At 67.7% G+C, this 10,585-nt stretch carries 15 protein-coding genes and 1 pseudogene; all 16 read right to left on the bottom strand.

What is annotated here, in order from left to right; genetic code table 11:
- A pseudogene (locus Q0L15_RS11330) lies at positions 1 to 164 on the bottom strand (hypothetical protein); the annotation flags it as partial.
- Positions 165 to 331: 167 nt separating this feature from the next.
- On the bottom strand, positions 332 to 940 hold the full coding sequence (gene rpsD / locus Q0L15_RS11325; protein ID WP_296604426.1) for a 30S ribosomal protein S4: 609 nt from the start codon (positions 938 to 940) through the stop codon (positions 332 to 334).
- 30 nt (positions 941 to 970) lie between these two features.
- Complete coding sequence (gene rpsK / locus Q0L15_RS11320) at positions 971 to 1,378, bottom strand: 30S ribosomal protein S11 (protein ID WP_296604425.1); 408 nt, start codon at positions 1,376 to 1,378, stop codon at positions 971 to 973.
- Between the two features lie 63 nt (positions 1,379 to 1,441).
- Positions 1,442 to 1,816, bottom strand: a complete 375-nt coding sequence (gene rpsM, locus Q0L15_RS11315; protein WP_284536118.1) for a 30S ribosomal protein S13 — start codon at positions 1,814 to 1,816, stop codon at positions 1,442 to 1,444.
- Between the two features lie 159 nt (positions 1,817 to 1,975).
- On the bottom strand, positions 1,976 to 2,182 hold the full coding sequence (gene infA / locus Q0L15_RS11310; protein WP_296604422.1) for a translation initiation factor IF-1: 207 nt from the start codon (positions 2,180 to 2,182) through the stop codon (positions 1,976 to 1,978).
- Positions 2,183 to 2,586: 404 nt separating this feature from the next.
- Positions 2,587 to 3,633, bottom strand: a complete 1,047-nt coding sequence (locus Q0L15_RS11305) for an LLM class flavin-dependent oxidoreductase (RefSeq protein ID WP_296604420.1) — start codon at positions 3,631 to 3,633, stop codon at positions 2,587 to 2,589.
- 64 nt (positions 3,634 to 3,697) lie between these two features.
- Complete coding sequence (locus tag Q0L15_RS11300; RefSeq protein ID WP_296604419.1) at positions 3,698 to 4,753, bottom strand: TerC family protein; 1,056 nt, start codon at positions 4,751 to 4,753, stop codon at positions 3,698 to 3,700.
- A gap of 256 nt (positions 4,754 to 5,009) precedes the next feature.
- On the bottom strand, positions 5,010 to 5,828 hold the full coding sequence (gene map, locus Q0L15_RS11295) for a type I methionyl aminopeptidase (RefSeq protein ID WP_296604417.1): 819 nt from the start codon (positions 5,826 to 5,828) through the stop codon (positions 5,010 to 5,012).
- A 10-nt stretch (positions 5,829 to 5,838) separates the two neighbouring features.
- The gene (locus tag Q0L15_RS11290; protein ID WP_296604415.1) at positions 5,839 to 6,414 is read right to left on the bottom strand and encodes an adenylate kinase; all 576 of its coding nucleotides are present in this window, start codon (positions 6,412 to 6,414) and stop codon (positions 5,839 to 5,841) included.
- Positions 6,415 to 6,474: 60 nt separating this feature from the next.
- Positions 6,475 to 7,788 (bottom strand): preprotein translocase subunit SecY, encoded by a 1,314-nt coding sequence (gene secY / locus Q0L15_RS11285; RefSeq protein WP_296604413.1) that lies wholly within the window; start codon positions 7,786 to 7,788, stop codon positions 6,475 to 6,477.
- A gap of 166 nt (positions 7,789 to 7,954) precedes the next feature.
- Positions 7,955 to 8,395 carry a 50S ribosomal protein L15 gene (gene rplO / locus Q0L15_RS11280; protein WP_296604412.1) on the bottom strand — a complete coding sequence of 147 codons (441 nt, stop codon included), beginning with the start codon at positions 8,393 to 8,395 and terminating at the stop codon, positions 7,955 to 7,957.
- Position 8,396: 1 nt separating this feature from the next.
- Positions 8,397 to 8,579 carry a 50S ribosomal protein L30 gene (gene rpmD / locus Q0L15_RS11275; protein WP_296604411.1) on the bottom strand — a complete coding sequence of 61 codons (183 nt, stop codon included), beginning with the start codon at positions 8,577 to 8,579 and terminating at the stop codon, positions 8,397 to 8,399.
- Complete coding sequence (rpsE, locus tag Q0L15_RS11270; RefSeq protein WP_296604410.1) at positions 8,579 to 9,196, bottom strand: 30S ribosomal protein S5; 618 nt, start codon at positions 9,194 to 9,196, stop codon at positions 8,579 to 8,581. Before rpsE ends, rpmD begins: the two co-directional genes overlap by 1 nt.
- A 40-nt stretch (positions 9,197 to 9,236) precedes the next feature.
- A complete protein-coding gene (rplR, locus tag Q0L15_RS11265; protein WP_296604409.1) occupies positions 9,237 to 9,620 on the bottom strand; it encodes a 50S ribosomal protein L18 in 384 nt (127 codons plus the stop codon).
- Positions 9,621 to 9,622: 2 nt separating this feature from the next.
- Positions 9,623 to 10,162, bottom strand: coding sequence for a 50S ribosomal protein L6 (gene rplF / locus Q0L15_RS11260; RefSeq protein WP_296604408.1), 540 nt, complete (start codon positions 10,160 to 10,162; stop codon positions 9,623 to 9,625).
- Positions 10,163 to 10,191: 29 nt separating this feature from the next.
- A partial coding sequence (gene rpsH, locus Q0L15_RS11255; protein ID WP_296604406.1) for a 30S ribosomal protein S8 occupies positions 10,192 to 10,585 on the bottom strand: 394 nt, incomplete at its 5' end.

Genomic DNA, 10,585 nt, shown 5'->3' with positions numbered 1-10,585 from the left:
ATCTCGGTGACGTCCTCCTTGACGCCCTCGATGGTCGAGAACTCGTGGAGGACGTTGTCGATCTTGATGCTCGTGACCGAGGCACCCGGGATCGAGCTGAGCAGCGTACGGCGGAGCGAGTTGCCCAGCGTGTAGCCGAAGCCGGGCTCCAGCGGCTCGATCACGAACCTCGAGCGGAACTCGTCGACGGACTCTTCCGACAGGGTGGGGCGCTGTGCAATGAGCACTTGTTCTTTCCTTTCCGGGTCCGACCGCTATTTGAAGGGCCCGAATGTGCTGGTGACGGAAGGTGGGTGGAGGGTGCCCCGTCGAGACGGGGCACCCTCGAGGGTCACTTCTTCGAGTAGTACTCGACGATGAGCTGCTCTTGGACCGGGATGTCGATCTGCGCCCGGACGGGGAGCTGGTGCACCAGGATCCGCATCCGCGACGGGATCGCCTCGAGCCACGCCGGGACGACGCGCTCGCCGTGGGTCTCACGGGCGACGATGAACGGGGTCATCTCCAGCGACTTCTCCCGCACGTCGATGACGTCGTGGGCGGTGACCTGGAAGGACGGGATGTCGACCTTCTTGCCGTTCACCTTGAAGTGGCCGTGGGTGACCAGCTGGCGAGCGTGGCGACGGGTCCGGGCGAAGCCGGCGCGGTAGACCACGTTGTCCAGGCGGCACTCCAGCAGCTGGAGCAGGTTGTCACCGGTCTTGCCGGAGCGACGCGAGGCCTCGGTGTAGTAGTTGTGGAACTGCTTCTCGAGGACGCCGTAGGTGAAGCGAGCCTTCTGCTTCTCACGAAGCTGGAGGAGGTACTCGCTCTCCTTGATGCGGCCGCGGCCGTGCTGGCCGGGGGGGTAGGGGCGACGCTCGTACGCCGAGTCGCCACCGACGAGGTCGACACCGAGGCGGCGCGACTTCTTGGTCATAGGTCCGGTGTAACGGGCCATAGCTACAAGTCTCCTGTTCTCGGGTCGGTATCAGACGCGGCGGCGCTTGGGCGGGCGGCAGCCGTTGTGGGGCGCGGGCGTGACGTCCTGGATGGTGCCGACCTCGAGGCCGATCGCACCCAGCGAACGGATCGCCGTCTCGCGGCCCGAGCCCGGGCCCTTCACGAAGACGTCGATCTTCTTCATGCCGTGCTCCATCGCCCGACGACCGGCAGCCTCGGCTGCCATCTGAGCGGCGAACGGGGTCGACTTGCGCGAGCCCTTGAAGCCGACGGTGCCGGCCGAGGCCCACGAGATCACCGCACCGGTCGGGTCGGTGATCGTCACGATCGTGTTGTTGAACGTGCTCTTGATGTGGGCCTCGCCCACGGCGACGTTCTTCTTCTCCTTGCGGCGCACCTTCTTGGCGCCGGCCGCAGTGCGGCTCTTGGGAGGCATGCAGTTATCTCCTGAAGTAGCTGGTCTGTGAGTTCGAGGTCAGTGAGACGCCGAGGCGTCGGATCACTTGGCCTTCTTCTTGCCGGCAACCGTGCGCTTGGGGCCCTTGCGGGTGCGCGCGTTGGTCTTGGTGCGCTGACCGCGGACCGGAAGGCCCTGGCGGTGGCGGCGACCCTGGTAGCTGCCGATCTCGATCTTGCGACGGATGTCGGCCTGGACCTCACGACGGAGGTCACCCTCGATCTTGAAGTTGGCTTCGATCTCGTCACGGAGCTTGACCAGCTCTTCGTCGCCCAGCTGGTGGACCCGCAGGTCGGGGTTGACCCCGGTGGCCTGCAGGACCTGCTGAGCGCGAGTACGGCCGATGCCGTAGATGTAGGTGAGTGCGATCTCGATGCGCTTGTCGCGCGGGAGGTCGACACCAACGAGGCGTGCCATGTGGCGGTTTCCTTCTGTTGTTCGCAGCGGTTTCGGTCGTGTCGCGTCCTGTCCCTCGTCGGACGGGCTCCGGCCTGCTGCTCCGGAGGTGGCTCGGGATCTGAAGTAGAGATCCCTCAGCGATCACGTTGTGGTGTTCAGTTGTGGTGCTGGGCTGACTCAGCCCTGGCGCTGCTTGTGGCGCGGGTTCTCGCAGATCACCATGACGCGGTCCTCGGGGAGGATCCGGATGTAGTGCTGGCGCATCTTGCCGCTGATGTGGGCGAGAACCTTGTGGCCGTTGCTCAGCTCCACGCGGAACATCGCGTTCGGGAGGGCCTCCACGACGGTGCCCTCGATCTCGATCACGCCTTCTTTCTTCGGCATGTCCTCCACAATCTGTCGGTTCTGTGTCTACCGTTGCTGCACCGCCACCGGCGTTCTTTCCGGTGTCGGGTGGCCCGCGAACCTCCGTCGCCCGAGGGCGGCGGTGGACCTCGTGCGGCCGCTCGTGGTCCTCATCCCGGGCACACGACCGAACCACTCGGCAGAGTGATTCGGTGGCGATGCGGGCAGCCGCGAGGCACCACGAAGCAGACCCACGTTGGGCCGACACGCCAGTCTAGCCACCCACGCCAGAGATCCGCGAATTCACCGGCCCCTGGGACGCGAGCTCGCTCGCGGCGCAGGGGTCAGCCGGGGAGGTCGAGAGCGTCGGCAGACCGGGGCGCGCCAGCGCCACGGACTGCGACGTGTCTCGAGATCCACCGGCCCGGGGAGGTCGAGGGCCCTCAGCCCGCGAGGAGTCGCAGCGTCTCCTCGCGGGCCGGGCTCGCCGCGGGCTCGGTGCCGGTCCAGGCGCCGGCGACCGGGTGGACCATGACCTCGTCGACGTCGTACGTCGCCGCGAGCTCCTCGATCCGTGCCCGCGCACGCTCAGGGGCGTCGATGACCCACCGCTGCGCCATCGACTCGACCAGCTCGACGTGGGCGGGGGGCAGCTCGACCTTCTCGGCCTCCTCGACCGAGAGCTGGGGCGCCAGCTCTCCCCCGGTGCGCAGCGTCAGCATCGCGAGCAGCTGCGGCAGTGCGAGGCGTCGTGCCTCCTCGGCGGTCTCGGCGATCACGGCGTTGACCGTGAGGAACGTCCGCGGCTCGGCGAGCTCGGGCGAGGGCTGGAACGACGAGCGGTAGAGCGCCAGCGCCTCGGCGGTGCCGCTGCCCGAGAAGTGGTGGGCGAAGACGTAGGGCATGCCCTTCTGGGCCGCCAGCCGCGCCGAGTAGTCCGAGGACCCGAGCAGCCAGATCGTCGGCACCGAACGGGCGGCGGGGGTCGCCTTGAGCGGGTAGGTCCGGCCCTGGATGCCGAGACCGACTCCGTCGGGCTCCATCATCGCGAGCACGTTGTCGACGTACTCCGGGAAGCGCGTCACCGCCTCGTCGCTGACTCCTCCGGCTCCGTGGCGCAGCGCGTAGCTGGTGACCGGGTCGCTGCCCGGCGCCCGGCCGATGCCGAGGTCGATGCGGCCCGGGAAGGCCGCCTCGAGCAGCGCGAACTGCTCGGCGACCACCAGCGGGGCGTGGTTGGGCAGCATCACGCCGCCCGAGCCCACCCGGATCCGCGTGGTGGCGCCGGCGACCAGACCGATCAGGACCGGTGGGTTCGTCGCCGCCACCGCCGGCATGTTGTGGTGCTCGGCCAACCAGTAGCGGGTGTAGCCGAGGTCGTCGGCCACGCGGGCCAGCGAGAGCGTGGCCGCGACCGCGTCGCCGGTCGTCTGGTCGGTGCGTACGGGCACCAGGTCGAGCACGGACAGGGCGGTACGACGGTCACTCACCCTGGTGCCAACCGGCGAGGGCTCGGATCCATTCCGCCGAGGGCGCGCGCGAGCCGCCTCCGGATCAGTCGTCGCCCATTGAGATCGTGCGCTTCTCGATCTCGGCCTTGGTCATGCGCGAGGACACCGCCAGGCTGACCACCGCCGTGACGGCGAGCGTGCCGACGATGACCACCAGCGAGAGCCAGATCGGGATGTCGGGCGCCCACTCGATGTGCTCGCCGCCGTTGATGAACGGCAGCTCGTTCTCGTGCATCGCGTGGAGCACGAGCTTGACGCCGATGAACCCGAGCAGGATCGCCAGCCCGTAGGAGAGGTAGATGAGGCGCTGGAGCAGGCCACCGATGAGGAAGTAGAGCTGGCGCAGGCCCATCAGGGCGAAGACGTTCGCCGTGAACACCAGGTAGGGGTCGCGGGTCAGGCCGTAGATCGCGGGGATCGAGTCGAGGGCGAAGAGGAGGTCGGTCGTCCCGAGGGTGAGCACCACGAGGAACATCGGGGTGATCAACCGCTTGCCGTTCTGCTTGCTGAACAGCTTGGTGCCGTTCCACTCGCTCGTCGCCGGCAGGTGCTTCTCGGCGAACCGCACGAGCCGGTTCTCCTCGTACTCCTCCTGGTCGTCGTCGTTCGAGCCCTCCTTGGCGAGCTTGACCGCCGTCCAGAGCAGGAACGCGCCGAAGAGGTAGAACACCCAGCTGAACTCGTTGATCGCCGCGGCGCCGACGATGATGAAGATCGCCCGCATGACCAGGGCCAGCACGATGCCGATCATCAGCGCCGTCTGCTGGTACTGCCGTGGGACCGAGAAGTTGGCCATGATGATGATGAAGATGAACAGGTTGTCGATCGAGAGCGAGTACTCGGTCAGCCACCCTGCGAAGAACTCCGGACCCGGGTGCGGCGAGAGCTCGTGCGGCTCGGCGAAGAACCAGAGCGCGAGCCCGAACAGCACCGCCAGCCCGATGAAGAACACCAGGTGCCGGCTCACCTCCGGCATCGTCGGCTCGTGCGGTCGGCGCGCGATGATCACGAGGTCGACGAACAGGACGCCGACCGTGACGACGATCGTGATCGCCCACACGAGCGGCGAAGCGACCGAGTCGCCCATGATGGCATTCATCTGTGGTTCTCCTCCGGAGTGGCCAGGGGGCCAACGTACGTCGTACGCGGGCATGGTCGGGTCTCCGGAGGTCTCTTCCGCTCGGGTCCGCACGGATCAGCGCGGGACTCGAGCCGATGGCACCGGGTCCGGACACGAGCCCGGGCCGTCCTGACGACACCACCGTGACGGGAATACTCCCCTCCTGGCTCGCCCATCCTGTCACGCGCACGACCCCGGGAGCCAACCAGCGCGGGGTCGAGGGGATCGGCGCTGGTCAGCGACCGCCGAACGGCACCCCGAGCGCGGTGAGCGCGGCCTCGCCGCCGTCGAGGGCGGTGAGCACCCAGGTCCCTCGCGCGGTGATCGTGAAGGTGTGCTCGAAGTGGGCGGCCCAGCTGCCGTCGTCGGTGACGACGGTCCAGTCGTCCTCGAGCGTGGAGGTGTCCTTGGTGCCGAGCGTGATCATCGGCTCGACCGCCAGGGCGAGTCCCTCGACCAGGCGGGGCCCCTTGCCCGGTCGTCCGTAGTTGGGGACGTTCGGCGGCTGGTGCATCTGGGAGCCGATGCCGTGGCCGGTGTAGTCCTCGAGGATGCCGTAGCGACCCTGGCTGCGCACGTGGCGCTCGACCGCGTGGGAGATGTCGGTGACCCGGCCACCGAGGCGGGCCGCGGCGATGCCGCGCCACATCGCCTCCTCGGTGACGCGCATCAGCCGGGTGAGCTCCTCGCGCACCGGCCCGACCCCGACCGTGATGGCCGCATCGCCGTGCCACCCGTCGACGATCGCTCCGCAGTCGATCGACACGACGTCGCCCTCCGCGATCACCCGGTCACCGGGGATGCCGTGGACGACCTCGTCGTTGACCGAGGCGCAGATCGAGCCGGGGAAGCCGTGGTAGCCCTTGAACGACGGCGTCGCTCCGGACGAGCGGATGTTGTCCTCCGCGATCGCGTCCAGCTCGCCGGTCGTGATGCCCGCCCGGACCGAGCCGCGCAGCAGCTCGAGGGTCTGCCCGACCACCAGGCCGGCCTTGCGCATGCCGTCGATCTGGTCGGGTGTCTTGATCTCGACGCCGCGGTCGAGGAATCCCATCAGCGTGGGCTCAGGACTCGGGGACGACGTCCAGGGCGTCGAAGATGCGCGCCGTGACCTCGTCGACCTCGCCCATGCCGTCGATCTCGTGGACGATCCCGCGCTTCTTGTAGGTCTCGATCAGCGGCTCGGTCTCCTTGAGGTAGACCTCCTGGCGCCGTCGGATGACGTCCTCGGTGTCGTCGGCGCGACCCTCGACCTGAGCCCGCTGCAGGAGCCGGCTCACGATCTCCTCCTGGTCGACCGTGAGGCAGACGACCGCGTCGAGGTGATGCCCGGTGAACTCGATCATCCCGTCGAGCTCCTCGACCTGGGCGACCGTGCGCGGGTAGCCGTCGAGGAGGAAGCCGTTGGCGGCGTCCGGCTCGTCGATCCGGTTGCGGACCATCCGGTTGGTGACCTCGTCGGGGACGTACTCCCCCGCGTCCATGTACCGCTTCGCCTCGACACCGAGGGGCGTGCCCTCGGAGACGTTGGCGCGGAAGATGTCGCCGGTCGAGATCGCGGGGATCTTGAAGTGGTCGGCGATGAACTTCGCCTGGGTGCCCTTGCCGGCCCCTGGGGGGCCCATGATGATCAGTCGCATGTCACCGGCATTGTCGCAGGGCGCGGCACCCCGGCGCAGTCGTTGGTGATCCATCGCATATCAGCGCAGGAACCCTTCGTAGTTGCGCTGCTGGAGCTGGCTCTCGATCTGCTTCACCGTGTCGAGCGCGACGCCGACCATGATCAGGATGCTCGTGCCGCCGAACGGGAAGTTCTGGTTGGCACCGATCACCGCGAAGGCGATGAGCGGGATCAGCGCGATCAGGCCCAGGTAGAGCGCGCCCGGGAACGTGATGCGCGAGAGCACGTAGGACAGGTAGTCCTCGGTCGGCTTGCCCGCCCGGATGCCGGGGATGAACCCGCCGTACTTCTTCATGTTGTCGGCCACCTCTTGGGGGTTGAAGGTGATCGAGACGTAGAAGTAGGTGAAGAAGACGATCAGCAGGAAGAACGACAGCATGTAGAGCGGGTGGCTGCCTCGCACGAGGTAGTCGTTGATGAACTGCGCCCACGCGGAGTCGTTGCTCGGGTTGAACGACACCAGCATCGCCGGCAGGTAGAGCAGCGACGAAGCGAAGATGACCGGGATGACGCCGGCCTGGTTGACCTTGAGCGGGATGTAGGTCGAGCTGCCGCCGAACATCTTGCGCCCGACCATCCGGCGGGCGTACTGGACGGGGATGCGGCGCTGGGCCTGCTCGACGAAGATGACGGCGGCGATCACGACGAAGCCGATGATCAGGACGATCGCGAAGGTCCACCAGCCCTTGGAGCTCTGCACCGACCACAGCGAGGACGGGAAGCCCGAGACCACCTGGGTGAAGATCAGCAGCGACATGCCGTTGCCGATGCCGTGCTCGGTGATCAGCTCGCCGAGCCACATGATCACCGCCGTGCCGGCGGTCATGGTCACGACCATCACCAGGAAGGTCGCGGTCCCGTTGTCGTGCAGCAGCGGGAAGGTGTCGGGGTCACAGCCCTGCAGCAGGTTGCCGGAGCGCGCGAGCGCGACGATGCCCGTCGCCTGGAGGACCGCGAGGCCCAGCGTCAGGTAGCGGGTGTACTGCGTGATCTTGGTCTGGCCGGACTGGCCTTCCTTCTTCAGGGCCTCGAGCCGCGGGATCACCACGACCAGCAGCTGCAAGATGATGCTCGCGGTGATGTACGGCATGATGCCGAGCGCGAAGATCGTCAGCTGCAGCAGCGCGCCACCGGAGAACAGGTTGACCATGCTGTACAGGTCGGCGTTCTCACCGTCGGTGGCGATGTCGATGCACGACTGGACGTTGGCGACGTCCACGCCAGGGGTCGGGACCTGGGACCCGAGCCGGAAGATCGTGATGATCAACAGGACGAACAGCAGCTTGCGCCGCAGGTCCGGGGTCCGGAAAGCGTTCGCGAACGCGCTCAGCACGAGATCCTCTTTCTCCAAGCGTGAGGCGGTCCCTGCGACTCGAACGCAAGGACCCGGGGAAGCCTAACAGGCGCAGGTGACGGGCCCCGAAAGCGCGACGGGCGCGGACGGTCCTGCCGGTGGCAGGACTGCCGCGCCCAACGCGCTGACTCGGGTCACCCGTCGGTCACACCACGGTGGTGGTGCCGCCGGCGGCCTCGATCTTCTCCAAGGCCTTCGCCGAGAACGCGTTCGCGCTCACCTGGACGGCCACGGACAGGTCACCCTGGCCCAGAACCTTGACGGGCAGGCCGTCGCGGACGGCGCCCTTGGCGACCAGGTCGTCGACCGTCACGGCGCCACCCTCGGGGAAGAGCTCGCCCAGGCGGTCGAGGTTGACGACCTGGAACTCCACCTTGTTGGGGTTCTTGAAGCCCTTGAGCTTCGGGAGCCGCATGTGGATGGGCATCTGCCCACCCTCGAAGGCGGAGGGGACCTGGTAGCGAGCCTTGGTGCCCTTGGTACCGCGGCCCGCGGTCTTGCCCTTGGAGGCCTCACCACGGCCGACGCGCGTCTTGGCGGTCTTGGCGCCCTTGGCGGGACGCAGGTTGTGCAGCTTGAGCGTCATGTCACTCGACCTCCTCGACCGTCACGAGGTGACGGACGGTGTTGACCATGCCGCGGATCTCCGGGCGGTCCTCCTTCACCACGACGTCGCCGATGCGCTTGAGACCGAGCGTGCGCAGGGTCTCGCGCTGGTTGGCCTTGATGCCGACGACGCCCCTCTTCTGCTGGACCTTGAGCTGCGCCATCAGGAGGACACCTCCTCGGACACACCGGCCGGCACCTCGACGCGGGCCTTGAGCAGCGCCGCCGGAGCGACCTCCTCGACCGGCAGGCCACGGCGGGCCGCGACGGCCTCGGGCTGCTCGAGCATCTTCAGGGCCTCCACCGTCGCGTGGACGATGTTGATCTGGTTCGACGACCCGAGCGACTTGCTCAGGATGTCGTGGATGCCGGCGCACTCGAGCACCGCACGCACCGGGCCGCCGGCGATCACACCGGTACCGGGAGCGGCGGGACGCAGCATGACCACGCCAGCAGCCTTCTCACCCTGGACGGGGTGCGGGATCGTGCCCTGGATGCGGGGGACGCGGAAGAAGTGCTTCTTCGCCTCCTCGACACCCTTGGCGATCGCCGCGGGGACTTCCTTGGCCTTGCCGTAGCCGACGCCGACCAGACCTTCGCCGTCGCCGACGATCACGAGGGCGGTGAAGCTGAAGCGACGACCACCCTTCACGACCTTGGCGACACGGTTGATCGCAACGACGCGCTCGATGTAGGCGGTCTTGTCAGCACCCTGGCCGCGACGGTCGTCGCGTCCACCACGGCGCTCGCCACCGCGCTGTCCGCGCTGGGCTCCGCTCATGAGACTGTTCCTCTTCTCTCTTCTTGCGTATCTATCGCGATCAGAAGGTCAGGCCGCCCTCGCGGGCGCCCTCCGCCAGGGCCGCGACGCGACCGTGGTACTTGTTGCCGGCACGGTCGAAGACGACGCCGTCGACGCCAGCGGACTTCGCCCGCTCGGCCACCAGCTCGCCGACCTTCTTGGCCTTGGCGGTCTTGTCACCGGCGAAGCCGCGCAGGTCCGACTCCATGGTGGAGGCCGACGCGAGCGTCTTGCCGACCAGGTCGTCGACGACCTGGACGCTGATGTGCTTCGCGGAGCGGGTGACGACCAGGCGCGGACGCTCGGCGGTGCCGGAGACCTTCTTGCGGCCCCGGACCTGGCGACGCAGGCGCGACTTGGTCCGCGCAGCGGTGTGCTTGTTGTTCGAAAGCGAGATCGCCATGGTTACTTACCGGCCTTTCCGACCTTGCGGCGGATCTGCTCGCCGGCGTAGCGGACGCCCTTGCCCTTGTACGGCTCGGGCTTGCGGAGCTTGCGGATGTTCGCCGCGACCTCACCGACGAGCTGCTTGTCGATGCCCTGCACGCCGAGCTTCGTCGGGCCGTCCACCGTGAAGGTGATGCCCTCGGGCGCGTTGAACGTGATGGGGTGGGAGTAGCCGAGCTGGAACTCCAGCTGGGTCGGGCCCTTGGACAGGACGCGGTAACCCACGCCGACGATCTCGAGACGCTTCTCGTAGCCCTCGGTCACACCCACGACCATGTTGTTGACCAGGGTGCGGGTGAGGCCGTGCAGAGCGCGGCTCTGACGCTCGTCGTCGGGGCGCTTGACGTCGAGGACGCCGTCACCCTTCTCGACGGTGATGGGCGCGGCCACGGTGTGCGACAGGGTGCCCTTGGGGCCCTTGACGGTCACGTGCGCGCCGTCGATGGCGACGTCGACACCCGACGGGACCGCGACGGGGAGCTTGCCAATACGCGACATGCTTCTAGATCTCCTTCTCGGTCTCGTCGTTACCAGACGTAGGCGAGGACTTCCCCACCCACGCCCTTCTGGTTGGCCTGGCGGTCGGTCAGCAGGCCCTGGCTCGTCGAGATGATCGCGACGCCCAGGCCGCCGAGCACCTTCGGGAGACCCGTGTGCTTGGCGTACACGCGCAGACCGGGCTTGCTGATGCGGCGAACGCCCGCGATGGAGCGCTCCCGGTTGCGGCCGTACTTGAGCGTGATGGTCAGCGTCTTGCCGACCTCGCCCTCGGCCGGCTCGGTGACCTCGTAGGAGGTGATGTAGCCCTCCTGCTTGAGGATGTCGGCGACACCCTGCTTGAGCTTGCTGTACGGCATGGAGACCGCATCGTGGTACGCCTGGTTGGCGTTGCGCAGACGCGTGAGCATGTCTGCGATCGGG

Origin of the sequence: Nocardioides sp. (genome assembly GCF_024509035.1) — a bacterium.
Lineage (GTDB): Bacteria > Actinomycetota > Actinomycetes > Propionibacteriales > Nocardioidaceae > Nocardioides.
The sequence above is the reverse complement of the archived record's forward strand: the minus strand, read 5'-3'. Positions and strand labels throughout refer to the sequence as shown.

Bases quoted from the DNA above. Each gene is read 5' to 3' on its own strand.
- rpsD (WP_296604426.1), bottom strand. From the start codon at position 940: ATGGCCCGTTACACCGGACCTATGACCAAGAAGTCGCGCCGCCTCGGT.
- rpsK (WP_296604425.1), bottom strand. From the start codon at position 1,378: ATGCCTCCCAAGAGCCGCACTGCGGCCGGCGCCAAGAAGGTGCGCCGC.
- rpsM (WP_284536118.1), bottom strand. From the start codon at position 1,816: ATGGCACGCCTCGTTGGTGTCGACCTCCCGCGCGACAAGCGCATCGAG.
- infA (WP_296604422.1), bottom strand. From the start codon at position 2,182: ATGCCGAAGAAAGAAGGCGTGATCGAGATCGAGGGCACCGTCGTGGAG.
- Q0L15_RS11300 (WP_296604419.1), bottom strand. From the start codon at position 4,753: ATGAATGCCATCATGGGCGACTCGGTCGCTTCGCCGCTCGTGTGGGCG.
- map (WP_296604417.1), bottom strand. From the start codon at position 5,828: ATGGGATTCCTCGACCGCGGCGTCGAGATCAAGACACCCGACCAGATC.
- Q0L15_RS11290 (WP_296604415.1), bottom strand. From the start codon at position 6,414: ATGCGACTGATCATCATGGGCCCCCCAGGGGCCGGCAAGGGCACCCAG.
- rplO (WP_296604412.1), bottom strand. From the start codon at position 8,395: ATGACGCTCAAGCTGCACAACCTGCGTCCCGCCAAGGGCGCCAAGACC.
- rpmD (WP_296604411.1), bottom strand. From the start codon at position 8,579: ATGGCGCAGCTCAAGGTCCAGCAGAAGAGGGGCGTCGTCGGCATCAAG.
- rpsE (WP_296604410.1), bottom strand. From the start codon at position 9,196: ATGAGCGGAGCCCAGCGCGGACAGCGCGGTGGCGAGCGCCGTGGTGGA.
- rplR (WP_296604409.1), bottom strand. From the start codon at position 9,620: ATGGCGATCTCGCTTTCGAACAACAAGCACACCGCTGCGCGGACCAAG.
- rplF (WP_296604408.1), bottom strand. From the start codon at position 10,162: ATGTCGCGTATTGGCAAGCTCCCCGTCGCGGTCCCGTCGGGTGTCGAC.